The 25,951-nt window shown below is 69.0% G+C and carries 22 protein-coding genes and 1 tRNA gene; 4 read left to right on the top strand and 19 right to left on the bottom strand.

The genetic code is table 11. The features are described 5' to 3' along the window. Positions 1 to 10: 10 nt before the first annotated feature. The 4 genes from rplK to F6W70_RS03255 all read right to left on the bottom strand — a co-directional run bounded on the left by rplK (position 11) and on the right by F6W70_RS03255 (position 2,142). Positions 11 to 442, bottom strand: a complete 432-nt coding sequence (gene rplK, locus F6W70_RS03270) for a 50S ribosomal protein L11 (protein ID WP_017829145.1) — start codon at positions 440 to 442, stop codon at positions 11 to 13. Positions 443 to 670: 228 nt separating this feature from the next. Beyond that, a complete protein-coding gene (gene nusG, locus F6W70_RS03265; protein WP_151485895.1) occupies positions 671 to 1,714 on the bottom strand; it encodes a transcription termination/antitermination protein NusG in 1,044 nt (347 codons plus the stop codon). Positions 1,715 to 1,756: 42 nt separating this feature from the next. Continuing rightward, positions 1,757 to 2,029: a preprotein translocase subunit SecE gene (gene secE / locus F6W70_RS03260; protein WP_017829147.1), complete on the bottom strand. Its 273-nt coding sequence runs from the start codon at positions 2,027 to 2,029 to the stop codon at positions 1,757 to 1,759. Between the two features lie 40 nt (positions 2,030 to 2,069). After that, a tRNA-Trp gene (locus F6W70_RS03255) sits at positions 2,070 to 2,142 on the bottom strand. 195 nt (positions 2,143 to 2,337) lie between these two features. Here F6W70_RS03255 and F6W70_RS03250 point away from each other — a divergent pair. Both F6W70_RS03250 and F6W70_RS03245 read left to right on the top strand, forming a co-directional pair. Then, on the top strand, positions 2,338 to 4,161 hold the full coding sequence (locus tag F6W70_RS03250; protein ID WP_170287849.1) for an HSP90 family protein: 1,824 nt from the start codon (positions 2,338 to 2,340) through the stop codon (positions 4,159 to 4,161). Positions 4,162 to 4,184: 23 nt separating this feature from the next. Beyond that, positions 4,185 to 6,983 (top strand): hypothetical protein, encoded by a 2,799-nt coding sequence (locus F6W70_RS03245; RefSeq protein ID WP_151485893.1) that lies wholly within the window; start codon positions 4,185 to 4,187, stop codon positions 6,981 to 6,983. A 6-nt stretch (positions 6,984 to 6,989) separates the two neighbouring features. Here the strand turns inward: F6W70_RS03245 and poxB are convergent, their stop codons facing one another. From poxB to gabT, 8 genes are all read right to left on the bottom strand, one after another. After that, the gene (poxB, locus tag F6W70_RS03240) at positions 6,990 to 8,714 is read right to left on the bottom strand and encodes a ubiquinone-dependent pyruvate dehydrogenase (protein ID WP_017829150.1); all 1,725 of its coding nucleotides are present in this window, start codon (positions 8,712 to 8,714) and stop codon (positions 6,990 to 6,992) included. Between the two features lie 61 nt (positions 8,715 to 8,775). Beyond that, positions 8,776 to 9,213, bottom strand: coding sequence for a pyridoxamine 5'-phosphate oxidase family protein (locus tag F6W70_RS03235; RefSeq protein ID WP_055866816.1), 438 nt, complete (start codon positions 9,211 to 9,213; stop codon positions 8,776 to 8,778). A 111-nt stretch (positions 9,214 to 9,324) separates the two neighbouring features. Next, positions 9,325 to 10,689 (bottom strand): NAD-dependent succinate-semialdehyde dehydrogenase, encoded by a 1,365-nt coding sequence (locus tag F6W70_RS03230; RefSeq protein WP_151485892.1) that lies wholly within the window; start codon positions 10,687 to 10,689, stop codon positions 9,325 to 9,327. A gap of 56 nt (positions 10,690 to 10,745) precedes the next feature. Then, the gene (locus F6W70_RS03225; RefSeq protein WP_017829153.1) at positions 10,746 to 12,212 is read right to left on the bottom strand and encodes an NAD-dependent succinate-semialdehyde dehydrogenase; all 1,467 of its coding nucleotides are present in this window, start codon (positions 12,210 to 12,212) and stop codon (positions 10,746 to 10,748) included. A gap of 22 nt (positions 12,213 to 12,234) precedes the next feature. Next, positions 12,235 to 13,782, bottom strand: coding sequence for an APC family permease (locus F6W70_RS03220; RefSeq protein ID WP_017829154.1), 1,548 nt, complete (start codon positions 13,780 to 13,782; stop codon positions 12,235 to 12,237). Then, positions 13,782 to 14,666: a universal stress protein gene (locus F6W70_RS03215; protein ID WP_017829155.1), complete on the bottom strand. Its 885-nt coding sequence runs from the start codon at positions 14,664 to 14,666 to the stop codon at positions 13,782 to 13,784. The genes F6W70_RS03220 and F6W70_RS03215 overlap by 1 nt, the downstream gene beginning before the upstream one ends. Then, positions 14,666 to 16,048, bottom strand: a complete 1,383-nt coding sequence (locus F6W70_RS03210) for a flavin monoamine oxidase family protein (RefSeq protein ID WP_017829156.1) — start codon at positions 16,046 to 16,048, stop codon at positions 14,666 to 14,668. The genes F6W70_RS03215 and F6W70_RS03210 overlap by 1 nt, the downstream gene beginning before the upstream one ends. A gap of 107 nt (positions 16,049 to 16,155) precedes the next feature. Next, a complete protein-coding gene (gene gabT / locus F6W70_RS03205; RefSeq protein ID WP_151485891.1) occupies positions 16,156 to 17,520 on the bottom strand; it encodes a 4-aminobutyrate--2-oxoglutarate transaminase in 1,365 nt (454 codons plus the stop codon). Between the two features lie 97 nt (positions 17,521 to 17,617). On the opposite strand from gabT, the gene F6W70_RS03200 reads away from it, so the two are divergent. Next, positions 17,618 to 19,126: a PucR family transcriptional regulator gene (locus F6W70_RS03200; RefSeq protein WP_151485890.1), complete on the top strand. Its 1,509-nt coding sequence runs from the start codon at positions 17,618 to 17,620 to the stop codon at positions 19,124 to 19,126. 58 nt (positions 19,127 to 19,184) lie between these two features. Here F6W70_RS03200 and F6W70_RS03195 read toward each other — a convergent pair whose 3' ends face one another. Beyond that, positions 19,185 to 19,589: a riboflavin kinase gene (locus F6W70_RS03195; protein WP_151485889.1), complete on the bottom strand. Its 405-nt coding sequence runs from the start codon at positions 19,587 to 19,589 to the stop codon at positions 19,185 to 19,187. Continuing rightward, positions 19,586 to 20,095, bottom strand: coding sequence for a flavin reductase family protein (locus F6W70_RS03190; RefSeq protein WP_055874099.1), 510 nt, complete (start codon positions 20,093 to 20,095; stop codon positions 19,586 to 19,588). Before F6W70_RS03190 ends, F6W70_RS03195 begins: the two co-directional genes overlap by 4 nt. A gap of 103 nt (positions 20,096 to 20,198) precedes the next feature. Between F6W70_RS03190 and F6W70_RS03185 the strand changes: the two genes are divergently transcribed. Then, complete coding sequence (locus F6W70_RS03185) at positions 20,199 to 20,804, top strand: PadR family transcriptional regulator (protein WP_055865521.1); 606 nt, start codon at positions 20,199 to 20,201, stop codon at positions 20,802 to 20,804. A 2-nt stretch (positions 20,805 to 20,806) separates the two neighbouring features. Here F6W70_RS03185 and F6W70_RS03180 read toward each other — a convergent pair whose 3' ends face one another. From F6W70_RS03180 to F6W70_RS03160, 5 genes are all read right to left on the bottom strand, one after another. After that, the gene (locus F6W70_RS03180; protein WP_151485888.1) at positions 20,807 to 21,691 is read right to left on the bottom strand and encodes a ribokinase; all 885 of its coding nucleotides are present in this window, start codon (positions 21,689 to 21,691) and stop codon (positions 20,807 to 20,809) included. Beyond that, positions 21,684 to 23,063: an NtaA/DmoA family FMN-dependent monooxygenase gene (locus F6W70_RS03175; RefSeq protein WP_151485887.1), complete on the bottom strand. Its 1,380-nt coding sequence runs from the start codon at positions 23,061 to 23,063 to the stop codon at positions 21,684 to 21,686. The genes F6W70_RS03180 and F6W70_RS03175 overlap by 8 nt, the downstream gene beginning before the upstream one ends. 110 nt (positions 23,064 to 23,173) lie before the next feature. Beyond that, positions 23,174 to 24,022, bottom strand: a complete 849-nt coding sequence (locus F6W70_RS03170) for an ABC transporter permease (RefSeq protein ID WP_055865526.1) — start codon at positions 24,020 to 24,022, stop codon at positions 23,174 to 23,176. Next, a complete protein-coding gene (locus tag F6W70_RS03165; protein ID WP_235562451.1) occupies positions 24,015 to 24,827 on the bottom strand; it encodes an ABC transporter ATP-binding protein in 813 nt (270 codons plus the stop codon). The genes F6W70_RS03170 and F6W70_RS03165 overlap by 8 nt, the downstream gene beginning before the upstream one ends. Beyond that, positions 24,812 to 25,915 (bottom strand): ABC transporter substrate-binding protein, encoded by a 1,104-nt coding sequence (locus tag F6W70_RS03160; protein WP_235562452.1) that lies wholly within the window; start codon positions 25,913 to 25,915, stop codon positions 24,812 to 24,814. Before F6W70_RS03160 ends, F6W70_RS03165 begins: the two co-directional genes overlap by 16 nt. Positions 25,916 to 25,951 lie beyond the last annotated feature (36 nt).

Genomic DNA, 25,951 nt, shown 5'->3' with positions numbered 1-25,951 from the left:
ATTATTCTCCTCAGCCCTCGACCGTGATGCCCATGGAACGGGCGGTGCCGGCGATGATCGAGATCGCGGCCTCGATGTCGTTGGCGTTCAGGTCAGCCTGCTTGGTCTCGGCGATCTGGCGGACCTGGTCCTTGGTGATCTTCGCGACCTTGACGGTGTGCGGAGTCGCGGAGCCCTTGGGGACGCCGGCGGCCTTCTTGATGAGCTCCGCGGCAGGCGGGGTCTTCAGGACGAACGTGAAGCTGCGGTCCTCGTAGACGGTGATCTCCACGGGGATGACGTTGCCGCGCTGCGACTCGGTCGCGGCGTTGTACGCCTTGCAGAACTCCATGATGTTGACGCCATGCTGACCGAGCGCGGGGCCGATCGGCGGCGCCGGGTTGGCTGCACCGGCGTTGATCTGAAGCTTGATCAGGCCGGTCACCTTCTTCTTCGGTGCCATTCTCTTTCCTTTCATCGAATCGGATGCCGGAGCACCCGCTTCTCCCACAGATCCGGCGTTTCCGGACCGTGGTCGTCTGTGCGCACGCCGAAGCGCCGCACAAACCACATAAGTCTACCCGATCGGGAGACCACTCGCCGCCGAAGGCCACCGAGTGTGCGGGCGATGCCGGCGGTGACGCGAGAACGGCCGCCCCGAAAGGGACGGCCGTTCTCGTGAGAAGGGATGTCAGATCATCTTGGTGACCTGGTCGAACGACAGCTCGACCGGGGTCTCGCGCTCGAAGAGGGAGACGAGCACCGTGAGCTTGCCGCTCTCGGGCTTGATCTCGCTGATCGAACCGGGAAGACCCGCGAACGAGCCCTCCTTGATCGTGATGGTCTCGCCGACCTCGAAGTCGACCTCGGCCGGGAGCGGACGAGCGACGGCGAGGCCGCCCTTCGACGCGATGTTCTTGGCCGTGGGGACGTCCTTGACCTCGACGAGCGACTTCAGCATGTTGAAGGCCTCTTCGAAGCGGAGCGGCGTCGGGTTGTGGGCGTTGCCCACGAAGCCGGTGACGCCCGGGGTGTGGCGGACGACCGACCAGGTGTCTTCCGTGAGCTCCATGCGCACCAGCACGTAGCCGGGGATGCGCACGCGGGTGACCATCTTGCGCTGGCCGTTCTTGATCTCGACCACGTCTTCCATCGGGACCTCGATCTGGTAGATCTCGTCCTCGACCTCGAGCGTCGACTTGCGCTGCTCGATATTGGCCTTCACCTTGCGCTCGAAACCGGCGTAGGAGTGGATGACGTACCACTTGCCCGGGAGCATGCGGAGGTCCATGCGGAAGGCCTCGTAGGGGTCTTCCTCGGCATCCTCGTCGTCTTCGTCCGTCGAGGAGTCCTCGTCGCCCTGCACGTCATCGGCGCCGAGCTCGGGGCCGTCGTACGGGGTGACCTCTTCGGCCGCCGCAGCATCCAGCTCGGCGACTTCTTCGGCCACAGATTCGTTGAGGACCTCAGCGGCAGCCTCAGACTCAGCCGCTTCGTCCAGGTTGAGAGCGTCGTTCACGATCGCGTCCGCCTCCGGGTCGTCGATGTCGATGTCGGTGTCAACCGTGTCATCCTCTTCGCCGTCCTCGCCTTCGACGTGGACCGCGACGTGCTCAGCCGGGGTGACCGAGAGCTCTTCCTCAGCGAGCACGTTGCCCTCCTGGGCTTCGTCTTCCTCGCTGGACTGCTCTGCGGCGGTCGCCCAGTCGGCGTCGTCGGAATATCGTTCAGACACGTTGTTTCTTCTCCATAGCTGCGGGGTGAGCCGCGGGGGTCATCAGCCAGGGATTCCGAACACCCAGTGCGTCACGAACGCGAACAGCGTGTCCAAGCCGTAGACGATGCCCATGACGATCAGAACGAAGACGAGCACCACCCCGGTGAACTTGAACAGCTCCTTGCGAGTCGGGGTGACGACCTTGCGGAGCTCGGCGATGACCTGGCGGATGAACAGGGCGATGCTCCCGAAGAACCGGGAGAAGGGGTTGCCCGTCTTCTCGCGGGTGGCGCCGGCCGCGACGACCTCGCCGCGCGGTTCGTCCTGATCCATCCTGAATGTACCTTTCGTGTGTCAGCGTTGCGCTGACGCGCAGGGCGGACAGGAATCGAACCTGCAACCTGCGGTTTTGGAGACCGCTGCTCTGCCAATTGAGCTACCGCCCTAGAGACCGGGAGGTCTCGGGGTGTTCTCTCCACTCTGCCACCGTGACTGTGATCGGAAGACCCCAGGCATGGCGAAAGAATGCAGACAACAACTGCCCCTCAAGCATACGGCATCGATCCGGTGGTGCCGAACCGGGATCGCGTTGGCGTGTTCTTGTTAGGCTCAGCGAGCGTATGCAGGAGGAGGGAGCGCCGGTGAGCGCTGAAGTGCAGCAGTTCCAGGTGGATCTGCGCGGAGTCGTCGATCTGCTCAGCCGGCACATCTACTCCAGCCCTCGGGTGTACCTGCGGGAGCTGCTGCAGAACGCCCGCGATGCGATCACAGCCCGCCGCGAGGTCGACGGCGGCGGGGGACGCATCCGCATCACCCCGTTGACCGCAGAGAGCGGCGAGTTCGTGCTGCGCGACGACGGCGTGGGGTTGACCCTCACGGAGGTCGCCGATCTGCTGGCGACCGTCGGCCGCAGCTCCAAGCGCGATATCTTCGACCTCCCGCGCAGCGACTACCTCGGCCAGTTCGGCATCGGCCTGCTGAGCTGCTTCATGGTCGCCGACACGATCGTCATCCGCTCCCGCAGCGCCCGCGGCGGCGCCTCGGTCGAGTGGACGGGCAGCGCGGACGGCACGTTCCAGGTGGCCGAGATCGACGAGGAGCTGCCGATCGGCACCAGCGTGCACCTCGTCCCGCGTTTCGACGCCGACGAGCTGCTGCGCCCCGCGGCGGTGCACGAGCTGGCGACGACGTTCGGTGAGTTCCTCCCGGTGCGCGTGACGATCGACACCGCAGCCGGAGACATCGACATCACCAGGGATGCGCCGTTCCTCGACGCGGCAGAGGATCCCGAGGCGGCCGTGGGCTACGGGCGGGACCTCCTCGGTGCGAGTCCGCTCGACGTTATCGAGCTGAGCGAGCCCGCCACGGGCACCCGCGGCCTGGCGTACGTACTGCCCTTCGCTCCGCCTCCCGGCGCGCGCCAGGCCACGCGCATGTACCTGGGGCGGATGCTGCTCTCCGAGCGCGTGGACGATGTGCTCCCCGACTGGGCGTTCTTCGTGCGCGCCGTGATCGACTCCACCGGCCTCGCCCCGACCGCGAGCCGGGAATCGCTCGTCGAGGACGCCGCGCTCGAACGCGTGCGGGAGCAGCTGGGTGCCGGCATCCGCCGCTGGGTGCTCGAGCTGGGGCTGCGCGAACCGCACCGCCTCGCGCAGTTCGTCGCCGTGCACGAGGTGGGGCTCAAGTCGTTGGTGCGCCACGACGAGGAGCTCGCCCGCTTCATCTCCCGCTGGCTGACCGTCGAGACCACACACGGCACCCTGCGCATCGGCGACCTCGTCGCGCGGTACCCGCACATCCGGTACGCGCAGACGGTGGACGAGTTCCGCCAGGTGGCCGGCATCTCCCCCTCCGACGAGGTGCTCGTCAACGGCGGCTACCTCTACGACGCCGACCTGATCCGGATGCTGCCCGACCTCTACCCGCAGGTCACGGTCGAGCAGGTCGACGTCACGGGAGAACTCGACCGGCTCGACCCGCCTCCCCTCGATGACCGCGGCGCCGCCGTCGCCCTCGAGGCGCGCGCCGGTGCCGTGCTCGCCGCATCCGACTGCTCCGTCGTCGTGCGCTCCATCGACCGCCCCGACCTGGCCGGGCTCTACGTGGCCGACCCCGAGGTGCTGCGGGCGATCGATCGCGGGCGCACCAAGGGCATCACCGGCGCCCTGTGGGGCGGCGTGCTGGATCGCATCGACCAGACCCTGTCCTCCGCGCGCGAGGACGATCTGCGGGCTCGGCTGTGCCTGAACTGGTCGAACCGCGTCGTGCGCGCCCTGGTGCGCGTGCAGGACGACGCGGTGTTCGCACGTACGGTGCAGCTGCTCTACATCCAGGCACTGCTCGCCGGACACCACCCGCTCGCCGATGCCGACAGGGCGCTGATGACCAGCGCCCTCGCCGACCTCGTCTCACTCTCGGCCGGTCTGGAGGGGGACACCATCCCCTTCGGCGACGCTCGCTGAATCCTCCCCGAAAGGTTCCGTCCATGGCACGTCCGAAGAAGCGCTTCCAGCAGCTGATCGAGGAGATCGATCGCACCCCCTGGGGGCCCGCTGAGCAGGCCCTGGTCGCCGAAGCCGTCGCCCTCGCGGTGGAGATCGGCGACGAGCGTCTCGAGTACGAGGCACGGATGCGTCAGACGGCGTCGGCGAACATGAACGGCGCGACCGACGTCATGCTCAATTCGTTCGCATGGTGCCTCGCCCACCACGACGCCGACCCGCAGCGCTTCCCCGCCGACCTCGACAACGGCGGCGCCGACCTGATGTGGCAGTTCAAGTGGATGGCGTCGTCGCTGCGGTCCTCCCCCGCGTTCTCGCAGGAGCAGATCGCCGCCGTGCTCGACGACATGGAATCCCACTACCGTGCGGCGGGCCTCGGCGTCAGCGGCGTGCTCACCGCCCGCTTCGAAGATGCCTGGGATGCGGGCCGCATGGATGAGGCCGAGGCACTGCGGGTGCAGCTGGAGGCCACGCCGCGCGACGACCACAGCCACTGCGACGCGTGCGGGCGCAGCCAGATCGCCGGTTTCTTCGCCGACACCGATCGCGACGCGGAGGCGATCGTCCTCGTCGAGGAGATGATCGAGGGCGGCTTCTCCTGCGGCGAGGAGCCGGAGCACGCCCTCTCGCGCGTGCTGCTGCCCTACCTGCGCGCCGGACGCCTGGATGAGGCGAAGACCGCGCACCTGCGCAGCTACCGGCTGGCCAAGGACAACCCCGACAACCTGCGCATCGTCGCCAACAACATCGTTTTCGCAGCCGTCACCGGCAACGAGGCCCGCGCTCTGGCGCTGGTCGAGAAGCACATCGCCTGGCTCGCGCACGACGGGCTGAACGTCGACGCGCACTTCGCGGCCCTCGCCGCCCTCGCCGTGGCGCTCGACCGGGTCACCGCCGTCGGGCACGGCGACACCCCGGTGCGCGGTGCGGAGTCGGCCGCCCTCGTCCCCTTCTTCGGCGAACACGATGGCGCCTGGAGCGCCGCCGACCTCGCGGCCGCAGCGTGGGCCGCCGCCGAGCGGATCGGAGCGGGCTTCGACGGACGGGACGGGACGGACGGCCACGCGCGCAGCCTCGAGCGGATGCGCGCGCTCGAGGACGAGCAGTACGACGTGCCGATCCGTTCGGATGCCTTCGTCGCCCCCGCCCCCACCACCACCCCGGTGGACACGGATGGCTGGTTCGAGCGGGCGATGCAGCTCGCGCAGTTCGGTGCGGAGCACGAGACCCTCGAGGCCCTGCCCCACGCCCTCGCGATCGAAGACCCCGCCAAGCGCGCGCAGCTGCTCTCGATGCGCCTGGGGATCCTGATCGCACTCGATCGCGCAGAAGAGGCCCTGCAGTTGCTGCCGGAGCGTGTCGCCGCGCTGCGGGCGGCCGGCCGTGACGCGCAGGCCGATCTGGAGGAGCGCATCGGCCTTGCCACCTTCGGCCTGAACACTCCGGAGACGACCGCCGCGCTGGAGGAGGAGATCGGCGCATCGGACGACCTCCCCGCCTGGACACGCGGCGACCTCGCCATCAGCCGTGCCGCCCTGCACCTGCAGTCCGGCGAACCCGACGCCGCGCTGGATCACGCCGAGGTGGCCGCACGGTCCTTCGCCGAGGCCGAAGACACCCGGCTGACGAACACCACGACGCTGCTCGCGATCTCCGCCGTGCTGAGCAAGGGCGACCTCGAAGCGGGAAGCGCACTGCTCGACCGTCTCCTCGCGCAGGACGACCTCAGCACCGGCCACCGGGCGCAGGCGCTGCAGACCCGCGCACGTGTGCGCGGCGGCGGCAGCGCCTACGTCGAGGGCGCGGTCGACGCCGATGAGGCCTGTCGGCTGCTCGCCGAGCTGGGGGCGACCCGCGCTCTCGGCGACGCGCACCTGCTCGCCGGCGCCCTCTGGGAGGACGCGGACGAGCCGGAGAAGGCCGTCTCGCGCTACCGCCTCGCCGCCCGCCTCGGAGGCGAATCGGGAGGCGACACGACCGGCCTCGACTTCCGTCTGGCGCGCGCCATGCTGCGTGTCGGCGATGCGGAGGAGGCCGCTGAGCTCTTCGGCGACGTGCTGCAGCGCGAGGAAGAGGCAGAGGTGCCCGCCGGCTCCCGCGCCATGACCGCATCGATGCTCGCACGGGCTCTGAGCGCGGCCGGTGAATTCGGCCAGTCCGTCGGCGCGCACGGCTACGCCTCCGAGCTGTTCGGACAGGCCGAGGAGCACGCGGATCAGGCGATGTCGATGACGGAGCAGGCCAAGATCCTCGCGCGCTTCGACGAGCACGACGACGCGATCGCCCTGCTCGAGTCCGCGACCGAGATCGTGCGGCGCGCGCCCGATGCCGTCGGTGCCCTCACCGAGGTCCTGCACAGCCTCGGTCAGGCCTACGGAGGGCGCGGCGACGAGCGGGCGTTCGGCCTCTTCGACGAGGTCGCCGCTCTCGCACAGCAGCACGAGGCCGGGTGGCTGCTCGCCGATGTGACCGACTCGCGGGCGCGTGCCCTGGCCGAGCTCGGCCGTGTCGACGAGGCGGTCTCGGCCGCCCTCACCGCGGCCGACGGCTTCGCGGCACTCGGCGACGTCGGATCCGCCGGAGGGTCAGAGCTGTTCGCGGCTCGTGTGCTCGTCGGCAACGACCGCGCAGCCGACGCCGTGCCGGTCTACCGCAGCGCCATCGAGCACGCGGCCGGCCACCCGCCGCTGATGCAGGTGGCCGCCCTCGAGCTCGGCAACGTGTTCGAGGCGCTCGGTCGGCTCGGCGAGGCCGCCGAGATCCGCGCGCAGCTGGAGAGCTGAGCCGACTCAGAACAGCTGACGCCAGTTCGCCTTCGCGAGGTCGAGGAGCTCGTCGCCGCGCCCGGACATGACCGTGCGGATCGCGTAGAGCGCGAAGCCCTTGACCTGGGCGGCCTCGATCGCGGGCGGCATGGAGAGCTCCTGGCGCTCGGTCACCACATCCAGCAGCGCGGGGCCGTCGTGGGCGAGCACCTCGCGCACGGCGTCGGGGAGGTCCTCGCTGCGCTCGACGCGGCGCGCGAAGATCCCCATCGCCTCGGCGATCGCGGCGAAGCTGGGGTTCTCCAGCCCCGTCCCGTAGGTGACGAATCCGGCCGCCTTCATCTCGAGTTCGACGAAGTTCAGCGACGAGTTGTTGACCACGATCGTCTTCACGGGCAGCCGGTTCTGCGTCAGGGTGAGCAGTTCACCGAGCATCATCGAGAGACCTCCGTCTCCGGCCAGTGCGACCACCTGACGGTCAGGATGCGCGGCCTGCGCCCCGATGCCGTGCATGAGCGCGTTGGCCATGGAGCCGTGGGTGAAGGAGCCGATCAGGCGACGGTTCTCGGTCATCGACAGGTAGCGGGCGGCCCACACGGTGGGCGAGCCCACGTCGGCGGTGAAGATCGCGTCATCGGCCGCGTGCTCGTCCAGCAGACGCGCGAGGTACTGCGGGTGGATGGGGCGATCGCCCTTGGTCGGCACCGCCAGCTCGTCGAGCTTTTTGCGGGTCTTGCGGTAGTGCGCCGTGGCGTCGTCGAGGTGCGTGCGGTCTTCCTTCCGCGCCACCCGCGGCAGCAGCGCCTCGGACGTGGCGCGCACGTCACCGACCAGCCCCAGATCGAGCGGATGCCGCTTGCCGAGCTGAGCGCCGCGGATGTCGACCTGGATGGTCGTGGCGTTGTCCGGGTAGAACTGCTCGTACGGGAAGTCGCTGCCCAGCACCAGGAGCGCATCGGCCGCTTCCATCGCCCGGAAGCCCGAGGCGAAACCGAGGAGCCCCGTCATCCCGACGTCGAAGGGGTTGTCGTACTCGATGAACTCCTTGCCGCGCAGCGCGTGCACGATCGGCGCGCCCAGCTTGTCGGCGAGCGCGATCACCTCGTCATGCGCGCCTTCGACGCCCGCCCCGGCGAGGATCGTGACGTTCTTCGCCGCGTTCAGCAGCGTCGCCGCCTTCTCGAGCTCGGGCGCGCTCGGCACGACCACCGGGCGAGCGCGCTCGATCACGACGGCCCGGTCGTCGGCGATGTCGGCCAGGGCGACATCGCCGGGGATCACCAGCACGGCGACGCCGCGCTCCTCGATCGCGGCGCGCATCGCGATCTCCATCAGCCGCGGCATCTGCTTCGGGTCGGCGACGTACTCGACGTAGACGCTGCACTCGCGGAAGAGCTCCTGCGGATGCGTCTCCTGGAAGTACCCGGTGCCGATCTCGGTGGTGGGGATGTGCGCGGCGATCGCGAGCACGGGAACGCGCGAGCGGTTGGCGTCGTACAGGCCGTTGATCAGGTGCAGGTTGCCGGGCCCGCAGGATCCGGCGACGACGGCGAGCTCCCCTGTCGTGGCGGCATCGGCTGCGGCGGCGAAGGCCGCGGACTCCTCATGCCGCACGTGCACCCATCGGATCGTGCCGTCCTTGCGCAGCGCGTCCGTGAAGCCGTTCAGCGAGTCGCCCGGGATGCCGTAGACCCGGTCGATCCCGTTGGCGTGCAGAGTCTTGACGATGTTCTCAGCGACGTTTGCCATGCTTCGACCCTACGCCCGGGTCCGGGGGCGAGGCTCGTCCGGACCCGCCGCGGAGGGTCGGTCAGTACTCCTGGGGACCGTCGAGCTCCGGCTCGGCACTGCGACGGAACGCCCGTCCAGAGACCGACGTCGGGGCGATGCGCACGTACACCCGCTTGACGGTGGGGATCCACGGACGAAGCCCCGCGGTCTCCGCCCGCTGCACGTCGGCATCCGACTCCAGCGCCGTGGCATACCCGCGGATGATCACGCTCCAGGCATCGGTGTCGGTGTGGTCGTCGACCTCGAACAGCACATCGGTGTTGACGGTCAGCTCGAACAGCTTGCTGCCAGGCGCTGTGCGGAACAGGATGCCTTCGCCGTCGACCACGTAGTTCACGGGGAAGATGTCGATCGTCTCGCCCACATGGGTGACGAGTCTTCCCAGTTCCTGCGTGCCGAGCAGCTCCCAGCTACGGTCGGAGGTCAGCATCTCGATGGGGTCGGTGTGCGCGCTCATGTCGCCATTGTCTCCCACTCGGTGTCCTCACCGACAGGGCATCCGTCACGCGATACGAGGCGGGCACGCGAAAGGCCCCTCGCGCTGTGCGAGAGGCCTTTCGTCGTACGCTCAGCCGATGCGGATGAGCTTCTTGTTCACGAACTCGTCGGCGGCCAGGTGACCCAGCTCACGGGCGGTTCCACTGCGCTTCACACCACCGAACGGCAGCTCCGGGCTGTCGGCCAGCACGAGGTTGACGTAGACCATGCCCGCCTCGATCTTGTCGGCGACGCGCGCGGCCTGCTCGGCATCCGTGGTGAAGATGTAGGAGCCGAGACCGAAGGTGGTGTCGTTCGCGAGTTCGACCGCCGCATCCTCATCCGCCACGCGGTAGACGACAGCCGCGGGACCGAAGAGCTCCTCGCTGTACACGTTCATCTCGGGCGTTACATCGGCCAGCACGGTCGGAGCGAAGAACGCGCCGTCGCGGGTGCCACCGGTGAGCAGCGTGGCGCCCTGCTCGACAGCCTGATCGATCTGCTTCTGCAGGTTGACCGCGGCCGTCTCGGACGCGACCGGCCCGAGGACCGTGTCATCGAGCATGGGGTCGGTCGCCGTGACCGCCGCCATCGCGGCCGTGAACTTCTCGACGAAGGCGTCGTAGAGCTCGTCGACGACGATGAAGCGCTTGGCCCCGTTGCACGCCTGCCCATTGTTGTCGAGACGGGCGTCGACGCCGGCCTGCACGGTCGCGTCGAGGTCGTCGGTGGAGAGCACGATGAACGGGTCGGAGCCGCCCAGCTCCAGCGCGACCTTCTTGAGGTTGCGGCCGGCGATCTCGGCGACCGCCGCGCCGGCGCGCTCCGAACCGGTCAGCGAGACGCCCTGCACGCGCGGGTCGGCGATCATCGTCGCGATCTGCTCGTTCGTGGCGAGCACGTTCTGGTACGCGCCCTTCGGGAAGCCGGCGTCCTGATAGATCTTCTCGATCGCGCTCGACGACTCCGGGCACTGCGGTGCGGGCTTGAGCAGGATCGTGTTGCCCACGATCAGGTTGGGAGCCGCGAAGCGCACGATCTGATACGCGGGGAAGTTCCAGGGCATGATGCCCACGAGCGGGCCGAGCGAGGAACGGCGGATGATGGCCGAGCCCTCCCCCAGGATCGCGATCGGCTGGTCGGCCATGATCGACTCCGCCTGGTCGGCGTAGTACTCGGCGATGTCGGCCGCGAAGTCGACCTCGCCGAGGGCGGCCTCGCGGGGCTTGCCCATCTCGCGCACGAAGATGTCGGCGAGCTCTTCACGGCGCTCGCGGTGCAGTTCTGCGGCACGACGGACGAGAGCCGCGCGTTCGGCGACCGTCGACGAGCGCGACCACTTGCGGTGGGCCTCGTCGGCCGCGGCGAGCGCCTCGTCGATCTGGGCGTCCGTGAAGGTGTCGAAGGACGCCAGCCTCTCTCCGGTGGCGGGGTTGATGACGGCGTAGTCGGTCATGACTTGTCCTCTCTTTGGTGGTGCGGGGCCCGACGACGCGGGCCCCGCATCGGAATTCAGGAGACCGGGATCAGCGTGTACTTGGTGGACAGGTACTCGTGGATGCCCTCGAAGCCGCCCTCGCGGCCGACGCCGGACTGCTTGACGCCACCGAAGGGTGCCGCCGCATTGGAGACCACGCCCACGTTCAGACCCATCATGCCCGTCTCGAGCCCGTCGATCATCCGCTGACCGCGCTGCAGGTTCTCGGTGAAGACGTAGGACACCAGTCCGTACTCGGTGTCGTTCGCGAGCCGCACGGCCTCTTCCTCGGTCTCGAAGGTCGCGATCGCGAGCACCGGTCCGAAGATCTCCTCGCGGAGGATCGCGCTTCCGGCGACGACGTCGGTGAGCACGGTGGGCTCGTAGAACGTGCCCGTGCCCTCGAGGGCCTTGCCACCGGCGAGCAGCGTCGCACCGCGACCGACCGCATCGTCGACCAGCTCGCCGGCCTTGGCGACGGCGTCCGCATCGATGAGCGGTCCGATCGCCACGCCGTCCTCGGTGCCACGGCCGATCTTCATGCCGTTGACGCGCTCGGTCACGCGCTTGGCGAACTCGCCCGCGACGTCCTTGTGCACGATGAAGCGGTTGGCCGCCGTGCAGGCCTGGCCGATGTTGCGGAACTTCGCGGCGAGCGCGCCCTCCACGGCCTTGTCGAGGTCGGCGTCGTCGAACACCACGAACGGGGCGTTGCCGCCGAGCTCCATCGACACGCGCAGCACGCCCTGCGCCGCCTGGGCGATGAGCTTGCGGCCGACCTCGGTCGAGCCCGTGAAGGAGAGCTTGCGCAGACGCGGGTCGGCGATGATCGGCGCCGACAGCGCGCTCGACTTCGAGGTCTGCACGACGTTGACGACGCCGGCGGGGAGGCCGGCCTCTTCGAGCAGCTTCGTGAAGTACATCGTGGTCAACGGCGTGAGTGCCGGGGGCTTGATCACGACGGTGCATCCGGCCGCGAGGGCGGGGGCGATCTTGCGCGTCGCCATAGCGAACGGGAAGTTCCACGGCGTCACGAAGAACGACGGTCCCACCGGGCGCTGCGAGACGACCATGTGGCCGGTGCCTTCGGGGTTGATCCCGTAGCGACCGCTGATGCGCACGGCCTCCTCGCTGAACCAGCGCAGGAACTCGCCGCCGTAGCCGACCTCGCCACGCGCCTCGGCGAGCGGCTTGCCCATCTCGAGCGTCATGAGCAGTGCCAGGTCTTCCTTGTGCTCCTGCACGAGGTCGAACGCACGACGGAGGATCTCGCTGCGCACGCGCGGAGCTGTGGCCGCCCAGCCGTCCTGAGCGGCGACCGCGGCGTCGAGCGCACGGATGCCGTCGGCGGGCGTCGCATCGGCGATGGTGCGGATGACGGCACCGGTCGCGGGATCCTGGACGTCGAAGGTGCCGCCGGTCTCGCCGTCGATCCACTGACCGCCGATGAAGAGGCCGGTGGGGATGCTGTCCAGGAGCGCCTGTTCGGTCTGAGTGCTCATGATTCTCTTTCTGTGGGGAGGGCTAGGAGCGCTTGCGTCGGCTGGGCGGTGCGTCGATGCCCAGTGTCTGTCCGCGGAAGAATGCGGGCCGTCGGACCGCGTTCCAGATCATGACGACGATGCCGACGACGATGATCAGCATGCCGAGGATGAAGACGATGCCGACCCCGCCGATCTGCGAGCCCGAGCCGTAGGCCGGGTCCATCGAGTCGATCAGCGTGGTGAAGAACAGCACCGCGAGGATCGAGCCGCCGATGAGCGGGAACAGGAACGTGAAGAAGACGTTCCGCGCCGAGTCGAACCACTGCTTGCGGAAGTACCAGACGCACGCGAAGGCGGTGATCCCGTAGTAGAAGCAGATCATCATGCCGAGCGTGAGGATGGTGTCCCACAGCGTGTCCTCGCTCACGATGCGCATCACGGCGTAGAACGCCGAGGCCACCACGGCCGAGACGATGGTCGCGTACCCCGGGGTGAAGAAGCGGGGGCTGACCTTCGCGAACGACTTGGGCAGTGCGCCGTAGTGCCCCATCGCCAGCAGGGTGCGCGCCGGTCCCACGAAGGTGGACTGCAGCGACGATGCCGAGCTGGTGAGCACCGCGAGCGACACGAGGAACGCGAGCGGGCCGAGGATCGGGCCGGAGAGGTGGAAGAACACGTTCTCCTGGATGTCCTCGTTGCCGAGTCCCAGAGCGCCGGTGCCGACGCCGGCGAACATGATCATCGCGACGGCGAGCAGCAGGTAGAGCGAGACGATCATTAGCACCGTGACGGTGGCCGCGCGACCCGGGGTCTTCTCCGGATCCTTGGTCTCCTCGTTCATGGTGAGGGTGACGTCCCAGCCCCAGAAGATGAAGATCGACAGCGACAGTCCTGCAGCGACCGCGCTGAAGGACGAGATCGCGAACGGGTTGAACCAGTTCAGATCGAACGGCTGGTAGTCGAAGCCGTTACCGCTCACGGCCTGCACGATCGCCGCGCCTGCGAAGAAGAGCAGCACGAGGATCTGGAAGCTGACGAGCCAGTACTGCAGCTTCTGGGTCGTCTGCATGTCGCGATAGGAGATCCACGTCGCGCCGAGCATGAACAGCAGGCACACCCCGATGTTGATCCAGGTGACGCTCGCGAGGCCGGCGATGTCCGGGTTGCCGGTGATCTGGGAGATCAGCAGGAACAGGAAGTCGACCGCGATGCCGGCGAGGTTGGACAGGACCAGGATCGTGGCGACCACCAGGCCCCAGCCGGCCATCCAGCCGACCCACGGACCGAAGGCGCGTGCGGCCCAGGTGAACGAGGTGCCGGAGTCGGGCATCCGGTTGTTGAGCTCTCGGTACCCGAAGGCGACCAGGAGCATGGGGATGAAGCCCACCAGGATGATCGCGGGAATCTGCGACCCGACCGTGGAGGCCACAGGCCCCACAGCGGCGGTGAACGTGTAGGCGGGCGCGATGCACGAGATGCCGATCACGACCGCGCCGATGAGGCCGACCGTTCCGGCGCTCAGGCCCTTGGTGGAGATCCCGGTCGTGACACCGGATTCGGGCTCCGTCGCCCGGTTGGTGCTGCTCATCAGCGTTCTCCTGCTTCGTTGCGGGTGCGCGGGACGACGATCATGGGGACGGGCAGCTCGTGCAGCATCTTCGCCGCCGTGGAGCCCAGGAACAGGCGACGAGGCTGTGCCAGCCGGCTGGAGCCGACCAGGACGACCTCACCGGGAAGCCACGAGAGGTTCGCGACCGCGTCTTCGACGCTGTCCCCCGGAGCCTTCTCGACGGCGGCGGTGCGTCCGTCCGGAAGCTTCTCGGTCGCCATCGCGAGGACTTCCTGCCCGTGGGTGTCACCGACCGTGCGGATCGCGCCGGTGTCGAGCCCGGGCGGCACATCGAACGGCACGAGCGAGACGAGTCGGAGATCGACTCCGCTGTCACCGGCGAGGGCGACCGCCTCGTCGAGCAGCGCGTCGGCACCCGGCCGGGAGCCGACGGCGACCGTGACGCGCGGGAGGACGTGATCGTCCTGCAGGGCGGTGCCGGCCGGAGCCAGCGCCACCGGGATGGTGGACGAGTGCAGCAGCTCCGACGCGACGCTTCCGAGTCGGTGCCGCCCGAAGATGCCGCCGCCCGCGGCGCCGATCACGATCACGCGGGCTCCGAACTCCTCACCGGCGGCGATGAGCCCCTCGGCGAACGATTCGGAGAAGCGGACGTGACCGCTGCGGGTCAGCTCCTGCGGCAGCCGGACGACGGCGTCGGCGAGCCACTTCTTCGCCTGCGACCTGATGTGCTCCTCGTAGGCGCGCTCCGGCGGGACCGCGGCGTTGCGCGTGCCCTCGTTCGGCAGCACGATCACCAGGTGCACGGTGGCCCCGAGGCTTCGGGCGATACGCGCGCCCAGCGCTGCGGCATCCGCTCCCGCATCCGTCGCCGTGTAGCCCACGACGACCGAGCCGGTCATCAGCTGCCGCTCTCGACAGCGCCGGCGTCGCGACTGGCGTCGACGATGTTGGAGGCGACGAGGTGTCCCATGCGGATCGCGCCGTCGACGTGCTGGTATCCGGCACCGGCCATGTCGCTGCAGGCGAAGTGGATCGGACCGACGGCCGTGCGAAGATCGGCGCCGTAGCGGTGCAGGCCACCCATGTCGAAGCTCGCGGCGTAGGCGCCGCGCGTCCACTCTTCGCTGCCCCAGTCGCTCTCGTAGTAGACGACGGGGTTCTTGGCCTCGGGGCCGTAGTAGTGCGACAGCGACTCGAGGATGCGCTCCTTGCGCTCCTCGGCCGACAGCTCAAACACGCCGTCGGCGTTGGCGTCGGACACGAAGCCCACCAGGGTGCCGCGCTCGTCGCCGTGGTTGGTGTTGTCGTAGGCCTCGTGCGAGAGCTCGTAGGGGCTGAACGCGGTGCCGCTGAGGCCCTGCTCGCGCCAGAACGGACGGTCGTAGACGGCGTGCACCTTGATGACGAAGCCCATCGAGAGGTGCTGGTGCAGCTGATGCTGGCGACGCGGCAGCGGCGGGTCGAACGAGATACGGCTGTACAGCACGGGAGCGTGCGCGAGGATCGCGTGGCGAGCGCGCACGGTGAGCTCGTCGGTGGTGGCCACGACGCCGGCGTCCGACCACTCGAGGCTGCGCACGGGCTGGTTCAGCAGCACGTCCTGGCCCAGGCGCTCGGCCAGGCGCAGCGGAACCTGCTGCAGACCCCCGACCACGCGCTTGTCGAGGATGAAGTCGGCGTCGACGAGGTTCGAGTAGGAGCCGGCGGATGCGGCCATCAGCAGCGACTGCAGCAGCGAGAACGAGTGCGTGGGCTTGGTGAGCATCGCGGAGCCCGTGGCGAAGGCCAGGTTCCGCACGGCCTCGTCGTCGTCGGTCTGCGAGCGCAGCCAGGCGTCCCAGGTGATGGAGTCCCACTCCGCGGCGTTCGGGTGCTCCCACGGCCGGTCGGGGTCGATCTCGGCGACCAGCGCGTCGAGGATCCCGGTGATCCGTGCGATCACGGCCTCGGTCTCGGCGGAGACGGGGAACATCTCGCCGGTGAAGCGGTGCGTCTTCCCGTCGGGGCCGACGTAGACGCTGTCGCCCTCGCGGTAGCGGCTGTAGGTCTCGAGCCCGAGCTCTTCGATCGTCTCCTTGAGAGCATCCTGATCGGGCGAGACCCACTGGCCGCCGATCTCGAGCATGGCGCCGTCGATGACGTCGGTCCACAGGCGCCCGCCGACGCGGTCGCGGGCCTCCAGCACGGCGACCGACAGGCCGGCCTTGCGCAGGTCGTTCGCCGCCGTGAGCCCTGCGGCTCCGGCACCGATGATGAGTACGTCGCGGGTGATCTCAGACATCTGCAACTCCTTCGTTGGGTGAAGTAGTGCCGGTCGCGACCCGAAATCCCCCGATTGGGGTCGCGACCGGACAGGGGGTCAGGCCGCGCGGGAGCGCGGCCTGCATGCTATTCGGCGGCGGCCAGGGCGGCGGCCACGATGTCGAGTCCCTCGTTCAGCAGGTCGTCGCCGATCGAGAGCGGAGGAAGGAAGCGGATGACGTTGCCGTACGTTCCGCAGGTGAGGACGATGACGCCCTGTGCGATGCACGCCTTCGCGACGGCAGCGGTGAGAGCGGCATTCGGCGCCTTGGTCTCGGGGTCGACGAACTCGGCCGCGATCATCGCACCGTGCCCGCGGACATCCCCGACGCGGGGATCGTTCTTCTGCATCGCGGTGAGACGGTCGGTGAGGATCGTACCGATCTCGCGGGCCCGCTCGATCACACCGTCGTTCTCGAACACGTCGATCGCGGCGAGAGCTGCCGCGCAGGCGATCGGGTTGCCGCCGTACGTGCCGCCGAGGCCCCCGGAGTGCGAGGCGTCCATGATCTCGGAGCGGCCGGTCACCGCGGCCAGCGGGAGACCGCCGGCGATGCCCTTGGCGGTGGTGATCAGGTCGGGCTCGATGCCGAAGATCTCGCTCGCGAACATGTGTCCGGTGCGGGCGAAGCCAGTCTGCACCTCGTCGGCGATGAAGACGACGCCGTTCGCGCGGCACCAGTCGACGATCGCGGGCAGGAAGCCGTCGGCCGGGACGATGAAGCCGCCCTCGCCCTGGATGGGCTCGATGATGACCGCGGCCAGGTTCTCGGCGCCGATCTGCTTCTCGAGCTGCAGGATGACACGGGCGGCTGCCTCGCGTCCGTCGAGGCCGTCGCGGAACGGGTACGACATCGGGGCGCGGTACACCTCGGGAGCGAAAGGACCGAAGCCGCTCTTGTAGGGCATCGACTTGGCGGTCAGCGCCATGGTCAGGTTCGTGCGGCCGTGGTAGCCGTGGTCGAAGGCGACGACCGCCTGGCGACCGGTGTGCTTGCGCGCGATCTTGATCGCGTTCTCGACCGCTTCGGCGCCCGAGTTGAACAGTGCGCTCTTCTTGGCGAAGTCACCGGGGGTGACCCGGTTGAGCGCCTCGGCCACCTCGATGTACGACTCGTACGGCGAGATCATGAAGCAGGTGTGCGTGAACTGCGCGGCCTGTGCGGCGACGGCGGCGGCGACCTTCGGGTGCGCGTTGCCCACCGTAGTCACGGCGATGCCCGATCCGAGGTCGATGAGCGAGTTCCCGTCCGCGTCGACGACGACTCCGCCACCGGCGGCGACGGTCGCGACGGGCACGGTGTGGCCGACACCGGCGGCGACGGCATCCGCCTTGCGTGCCAGGATCTCGGCCGAGCGGGGCCCGGGGAGTTCGGTGACCAGACGACGCTCCTGAGGGAGCTCGGGTCCGCCGAGGGGAACTGCAACAGCTGCGGTGTCGAGGAGTGCCATGCTCGCGAGCGTACGGCTGCGAGAGAGGCGGCTGCACTCACCGCTCTGTACAATCTGGAATAGGTATTCGCCGAGGTGTACAAGAGACGAGGGTGCCGTGCCCGTCATCGCCCAACCGACGCTGCGCGCGCTGCTGCAGCGCCGCGATCTCGGCCTCTCCCTGATCCCCCGTGAAGCCGACGTCCCCGAAGGCGCGCTCGACCGGCCCCTACGCTGGGTGCACAGCTCGGACCTCGCCGATCCGACCCCGTTCCTCTCCGAGGATCTGGCGCTGCTGACCACCGGAACCCAGTTCGACGACGCCGTGAGCATCGACACCTATGTCGGACGGCTCGCCGACCGCGGGGTGATCGGCCTCGGATTCGGCACCGAGGTGCATCGCTCCGGCATCCCCGAAGAGCTGGTCGACGCGTGCGCCACCCACGGCATGCCGCTGTTCGCGGTCCCCTACCGCACGCCATTCATCGCTGTCGCACGCGCGCACTCCGAAGCCATCGCGGCCCAGGCCTACGCCCGACGATCCTGGGCTCTGGACACCCAGCGCGCCCTCGCCCTCGCGGCCCTTCGTCCGCACGGCCTCGATGCGACCATCGCCGAGCTCGGACGCCGGCTGGGCGTGTGGGCCGGGATGTTCGACGCCGCAGGCGCCCCGACCTTCTCGCACCCACGTGAGGGCATCGATGCCCGTGTGCTCGACGAGGTCGGAGACCGCGTGGTGGAGATCCTGACCCGCGGACTCGAGGCGGGGCAGTCGCTCAGCATCGAGGAGCACTCGTTCATGCTGTTCACGGTCGGTCGCGGCGGGCATCTGCGCGGTGTGATCGCCCTGGCGACCGACAGCCTCGACTCCGAAGCACGGTCGGTCGTGACCTCGGTGATCGCCATGGCCGGGCTCGCGCTGGAGCAGAGCGAGCAGCTCGCCCGCAGCCGCCGACGCCTGCACGCCCAGCTGCTCGGATCGCTCCTCGCCGACGATCCCGCCCTCGCCAGGAGGGTTCTGGGCAGTCTCCCTCCGGCTCCCGTGCTGGTGGCCGTCGCCGCCGACGCACCGGCGGGCCCGCTCGCGGACTGGTGGGAGCGCCACCGCGCCGAGCACGGCACCTCGATCTTCCTCGCCGAGTCCGAAGACGGCGTCACGATGTGCGTGTCGGCCGGCGATGAGGGTCTGCTCGACGAGGTCGCCGCACGCTTCGGCATCCGCATCGGCGTCTCCGATTCCGAGGCCTACGACTCCTTCGCCCGCGCCCACGCGCAGGCGCTCACGGCGCTTCGCCAGCAGGGCACGCACGGAGTCGCCCGCTACGCCGACACGGTGGGCTCGAGCATCCTCACCGCACTCGCGACCGACGAGGCCCGGCTGGTCGCCGAGTCCCGCCTCGCTCCGGTGCGCGAGCACGATGCCCGCACGGGAGCCGATCTCGAGAGGTCATTGCGCACCTGGCTGGAGCACGATGCGAAGGCGGAGTCCGCCGCGGTCGCGCTCGGGGTGCACCGACACACGCTGCGCTCGCGCATCGCCCACGCCGGCGCGCTGCTCGACATCGACCTGTCGACCTTCCCCGCCCGCGCCGAGCTCTGGACGATCCTGCAGACCGCCCGCGACTGAGGCGGGTCAGTCGGCAGCGCCCGGATGAGCCGTTCCGGTCGTCGGAGGCGGCGCGAGGTCAGGGTGAGCCCGGCGAGAAGGCGAGGAAGGCGCGGCAACGGGCGACGTCGTCCGCGGTCTGCGCGATCAACGCATCGACGCCGTCGAACTGCAGCGTCGGGCGGAGTCGCGCGACGAGGGTCACGAACAGGCGGCGGCCGTACAGATCGAGATCGGCATCATGCAGGTGCACCTCGACCCGTCGCTCGCGGTCGCCGGCGAACGTCGGGTTCGTCCCGACGCTGACACTCGCCGCCCACGGCTGCGGATCATCGTCGATCCGCGTCCAGGCCGCGTAGATGCCGTCGCCGGGCGCCTCCGCGCCGTCGAGCGCCAGGTTCGCCGTGGGGAAACCGAGGCCTCGGCCGCGACCGTCGCCCGGGACGACCACTCCGGCGATCGTCCCGAGCGGCGCAGTGCTCACGCGCTCTCGGGGGCGGCGATGGCGCGATAGCGGCTCTGATGGAAGACCAGCGGCTCGACGTCGTCGAACAGGGTGATGTCGGCGATCTCGTACAGCGCGATCTCGTGATCGCCGCCGTCGAAGGTGCTGTGCAGGCGGCAGGTGAGCCAGAGTGCCGCGTCGGAGATCAGCACCGCACCACCGTCGGTGCGCTTCCACTCGTGACCACCGAAACGGTCGCCCTCTCGCGCTGAGAGCGAGCGGCTGAGCGGCTCATGGTGCGCGGCGAGCACGCTCATGCCGAGTTCCGGAACCGTGCGCAGCACCGGCCAGGTCTTCGACGTGCGCGCCGCGCTGATCGCGACGAGCGCGGGTTCGAGCGAGATCGAGGTGAAGGAGTTGACCGCCATCCCGACGGCGCGGTCATCGACGTGCGCGGCAAGAGCCACGACGCCGGTCGGGTACACCGAGAAGGCCCGGCGGAGGGCGAGGTCGCGCGGCAGGGCGTCGGTCACGGCAGTCGTCATTTCGGCTTCCTTTCGTTAGTCAACTTTGACTAATTTTGATAATAGGCAATTTTGATCATGCAAACAACAGGAATCTGTGATGCCAGCCGTTAGCATGAGGGGCATGTCGACCACCCGCCTCGTCGTCCTCGGCGCCGTGAAGCAGTTCCAGCCCGTGCACGGGTACTTCCTCCGCCGAGAGCTCATGACCTGGCACGTCGACGAATGGGCGCACATCCAGCCCGGATCGATCTACAACGCGCTGCGCGCCCTGGAGGTCGACGGCTACATCGCCGAGAGCGGCACCGAGGCCGAGGGGAAGCGCCCCGCTCGCACGACCTACCGCATCACGCCAGCCGGCGAGGTGGAACTACAGAGGATGCTGCGCGAGAACCTCTGGAACGTGGCGGCCTTCGACACCCAGGCCATCATGACGGTGGCCTCGTTCATGTTCGTCCTGAGCCGGCAGGAGGTGATCGCCGGCCTCGAGCATCGTCTCATCAAGAGCGACGCGATCATCACGCAGAACGGCTTCGACGTGCAGGACACCCTGCGCTCTGAGACGACGCCGAAGTACGTGCGGGAGATCTTCGACCTCTCCACAGCGCGCCTCACGGCCGAGAAGCAGTGGCTGCTCGATCTGCTGGAGCGCCTGCGCGGCGGTGAGTACACCTTCGCCGGTGAGACGGTCGAGGGCGCAGCGCCTGCCGACGCCGCACCCTCGAACTGACCTCAGCGCGACAGGACGAGCGCTGCGATCGACGCGGGCGAAAGCTCCGACGTCGTCGCTCCGCGATGCTGAGCCACGACGGCTCCGGCGGCGCAGGCTCGGACCAGAGACCGCTCGATCCTCTCCTCCTGGGAGAGCGCTGCGGCCAGCGCACCGCAGAAGGCATCGCCGGCACCTGTCGTGTCCACCGGATCGATCCGGAACGCATCGATGTGCAAGGGCTGTTCGCCCGTGCGGTGCAGGGTCACTCCCCCGGCACCCTGCGTGAGCACGATGATCCGCGCTCCGGCTGCATGCAACCGGTCGATGCCGCCGAGCTCGGCGCACTCCGTCTCGTTCACGACCAGCACATCGACGTCGCCGAGCATCTCGATCGTCGCGACGTGTGCGGGAGCCGCGTTGAGGATCGTCAGCGCGCCCGCCGCTCGCCCGGCGCGCAGTGCGGCGGCCACGCTCGCGACGGGCACCTCCAGCTGGGCGAGCACGACCGCGGCTCCCCGAATCCCGGCGACGGCGTCGTCTGCGTCGAGCTCTGCGTTCGCGCCGGCCGCGACGATGATGCTGTTGTCGCCGTCGTCGAACGCCAGCACGTGGGCGACGCCGGTCGGAGCGACGGCGCTACGGCGCACGGCCGCCGCCACTCCGGCATCGACCAAGGTCTGCTGCAGCACATCGGCCGCCTCATCCGCTCCGACGACGGCGCAGAACCGGGTCGGTGCCCCACTGCGTGCGCAGGCGACGGCCTGATTCAGGCCCTTGCCTCCGGAGAAGCGACCACCGGCCCGGCCCAACAGGGTCTCGCCGACGAGCGGGGGGCGCGAGACCTCGACCACGAGATCGAGGTTCGCGCTCCCCACCACGGCGACACCGGTGAGGGTGTCAGACACGCGACATCGTCCGCCGGTACTGCGAGCCCGTGTGCGAGTCGGCGAGCGCCGGCGTCGGCGTGCCGATCAGGCGCTCGCGCAGCGACTGCGGCTCCGATGAGGGCTCCACGATCGCCCCGCGCTCCTTGAGGATCGGCAGCACGTGCTCGATGAAGTCGACGGTCGATGCCGGCGGGATGACGGGGGCGAACAGGAATCCGTCGAGGTCGGCGCCGTCGGCGAGCTCGATCATCCGGTCCGCCACCTGCTCCGGGGTCCCCACGATCGGGCGGGCGCCGACGCCGTGCGCATGCCAGTCGCCGAGCACGTCGCCGACGGTCTTGTCGGCGAAGCGGGCGACCTGCGTCTGCGAGAGCTCGGTGCTGAGCTCCGACATCGGGGTGTGGGGCGCGTAGGCCGAGAGGTCGAGCCCGGTGAACCAGGCGTAGGAGGCCACCGTGACGTCGGGGTTCTGCGCGTCGGCCACCTCGGCGTACTTGCGCCGCGCCTCCTCCTCCGTGCTGCCGACGATCGCGGCGAAGGCCGACATGATCTTCACCTCGTCGGCCGCGCGGCCGTTCTTGACGGCCTCCTCGCGGATCGCGGAGGAGTGCGCGCACAGCTGCTCGACCGAGCCGCTGCCGACGAAGATCGCCTCGCCGTGCTTGCCGCCGAACTCACGGCCTGCGGGCGACGCGCCTGCCTGGAACAGCACCGGCGTGCCCTGCGGCGAGCGCGAGGTGTTCCCGTAGCCGTGCGAGCGGAAGTACGGGCCGTCGTGTGCGATGCGGTGCACTTTGGAGGGGTCGGCGAAGCGGCCGGACTTGTCCCGCTCCAGGGCGCCTTCCTCCCACGCCTGCTCCCAGAGCTTGTAGACGACCTGCATGAAGTCGTCGGCCATGAGGTAGCGCTCGTCGTGTCCGACCATGGGCACGCCGAAGCCCTGCACGGCGGTGTCGGCGGTTCCGGTGGTGACCACGTTCCAGCCGATGCGACCGCCGGAGAGGATGTCCAGCGTCGCCATCCGACGGGCGAAGGAGTAGGGCGGCTCGAGCAGCGTCGATCCGGTGGCGACGAGTCCCAGCCGCGTGGTCTCGGGGATGAGGGCTGCGAGGATGATCGCGGGGTCGAGCCGCGGCAGGTCGAGACCCTCGACCGAGCAGATGTCGGGACGTTCGCCCGCGACGTCGGCCCAGCCCCAGGCATCCGCGAGGAAAAGGAAGTCGAACCCGGCGTCCTCGACCATGCGCGCGGTGTCGCGCCAGTACTCGAGCTTGTCGAACAGGTAGCGCCCGTTGTCGGGGTGCCGCCAGGTCGCGGTGCCGGAGTCGTTCGCCTGCGCGTTCTCGAAGAGGCCGAGACGCAGCGGCTTGACGGAGTTCTGATCGGTCATGTGCGGGTGCCTTCCTTGTGGGTGGTTCTGGGTGTTCTGGGGTGGTTCCGGGCACGCCGGAGGAACCCCGGGACGGGTGGGGGCGCCCGTCCCGGGATGAGGGTGCCGCGTCAGCCCTTGGCCGTGACCTCGCCGTCGCTCCACCAGAGCACGCGCTTGCGCACCAGGGCGAGGACGATGATCAGGAGCACGCCGAGCAGGCACAGCAGGGCGATGCTGGCCCAGGTGACGGCGAGGTTCGCCTGCGCCGCAGAGGTGGTGACGAGCGAGCCGAGACCGGCCTGCTGTCCCGCCGCGACGAACTCGGCGACCGCCGCGCCGACCACCGCGAGCGGCAGGGCGATGCGGAGCCCTGCGAACACGTAGGGCATGCTGCCGGGGAAGCGCAGCTCGCGGAAGATCTCCCACCGCGAGGCGTGCAGCGTCTTGAAGACGTCGAGCGCCTTCTGGTCGACATCGCGCAGACCCGCCAGCGAGTTCACGAGCATCGGGAAGAAGACCACGAGCCCGGTCACGATGAACTTCGGCACCATGCCGAAGCCGAAGGCGACCACCAGCGCCGGGGCGATCGCCACGATCGGGGTCACCATCACGATGATCACGAGCGGCATCACGGCCCGCTCGATGATCTGGAACTCGGCCATGATCACGGCCAGCAGGAAGCCGGCCAGGATGCCGGCGGAGGCGCCGACCACGACCTCGAGCAGGGTGACGAGGAAGTTCGACCAGTACATGCCGGCATCGTCGACGAGGCTCGTGCCGATCGCTTCCAGCGTCGGGAGCACGTACGGGTTGGTCCAGGCCACGACCTGCCACAGCAGCGCGGCGATCACGAAGGTGATGAGGGTGGGTCCCCAGGATCCCCAGCGCAGCCACGGCGGGATGCCACGGCGCGGCTGGGCCTTCAGGCGGGCGGTCGCGAGGGTCGCGGTCGTGTCTCTCATCGTCAGCTCAGACATGGGCCTTCTCCGTCTGCGCGCGCAGCGCATCGCGCACGACTGCTTCCATCTCGCGGAACTCCTCCGTGGCATACGACTGCTCGTCGCGCGGCCGCGGCAGGTTCACGTCGATCACCTGAGCGATGCGCCCCGGGTGGGCTGCCATCACCACGATGCGGTCGGAGAGCATGATCGCCTCCGGCACCGAGTGCGTGACGAACATGACGGCCTTGCGGTTGGACTGCCAGAACTCCAGCAGGGCGATGCGCTGCAGGTCGCGGTTCATCTCGTCGAGGGCCGAGAACGGCTCGTCCATCAGCATGATGGCCGGGTCGAACACGAACGCCCTGGCGATCGCGGCACGCTGCTGCATGCCGCCGGAGAGCTGGCCGGGGTACTTCTTCATCGCCTGTCCGAGTCCGAAGGTCGCCAAGAGCTCGGCGGGATCGCGCAGTGCGCGTCCGGAGTTCGCCTTGGCGTTGATGCGCACCGGCAGCTCGACGTTCTCGCGCACGGTCTTCCACGGCAGCAGCGCGGGCGACTGCGGCACGAGGCCGATCTTCTTGTCGCGCGAGGCCGCGGTGACGCTCTCGCCGTCGATCGTGACGGTGCCGGAGTCGGCGTCGAGGAGACCGGCGACGACCTTGAGCAGCGTGGACTTGCCGCAGCCGCTGGGGCCGATCACCGACACGAACTCGCCCATGCCGATCGTGAGGCTCACATCGTCGAGCACTGTGACCTTGGCGCCGTCCGCCCCGAAGGACTTCGAGACGTTCCTGACCTCGACGCCTGCTCCCTGTGCGACCGACATCACTTCGCCGGCCATGTGAGGGTGTCGCCGTCGTAGAGATCGGCGACCAGGTCGGCGTCCATCATGTCGGCGATCGCCGGCAGGTTCTTGACGTCGCCGTACTTCTTCACGAGGGCGTACTCCGGCTCCCACATGGATTCGTTCTGCACGCCGGGGTTGCCGCCGGCGCTCTCACGCACCCACGCGGACTCGACCTCCCACGTGCGGGCCAGCTGGTCGCGCGGGAAAGCGGCGCCCTGGTTGTTGTCCTCGGCCAGCTTCGCGAGCTTGTCGATGCAGGCATCCGACTCGTCCAGGCAGTACTGCAGCGCCTTGAGGCTCGCGCGCATGAAGTCGGCGGCGACCTCACGGTGCTCGTCGAGGAAGCGGGAGTTGACCTCCATCACGTTGTAGGTGCCCTCGACGCCGAGGTCGGAGGGGAGGAACTCGCTGAACGGCAGTCCCTGCGCCTTGAGCGACTGCGGCTGGTTGGAGGCGTAGCCGACGATCGCATCGACCTGCTCGCGCACCACGACCGTCGGGTCGTAGTTGGTCATCTTGACCATCTCGACCTTCGAGACGTCGACACCGGCCTCATCGAGCATGGCCGAGGCGATCGGGGTCAGGTTGATGAAGTAGCCGAGCGATCCGCCCTCGAGGTCCTTGAGGCTCTCGAGCCTCTCGTTGCCGAAGATCGAGAACGGCGGGGTGGTGCCGTAGGTGGCGACCGCCGTGAGGTTCTTGCTGTTCGCCGCGGCCAGCATCACGTCGGATGCGGAGCCGAGGGCGGTGAACTGCGCCTGACCGGAGGCGACGAGCTGCTGCCCGTTCGCACCGGAGGCGTTGATCTCCACATCCAGGCAGAGATCGTCGAAGTAGCCCAGCTCCTCGGCGAGGAACACGTCGAGCTGACCGGCGCTGGCGGAGTAGCCGTAGCCGGAGATGTAGGTGATGGTGCCGGCATCCTGATTCCGCTTGCAGGCGTCGGTGTCGCTCGCACTCGTGGGGGCGGTATCGCCGCCTGGCGTCTGCGCGGAGCATGCTCCGAGCGTCAGCGTGGCGGCGAGAACGCACGTCAGGGTGGCAGTGATGCGGAATCGGGTTTCCGCAGAGGAAGTAGCCATGAGGGTCCCTTCTCGGCCGTTCGTCATTGATGGCTC

This window comes from Microbacterium maritypicum (genome assembly GCF_008868125.1).
Classification (GTDB): Bacteria; Actinomycetota; Actinomycetes; order Actinomycetales; family Microbacteriaceae; genus Microbacterium; species Microbacterium maritypicum.
This window is presented reverse-complemented; position numbering and strand designations above follow the sequence as displayed.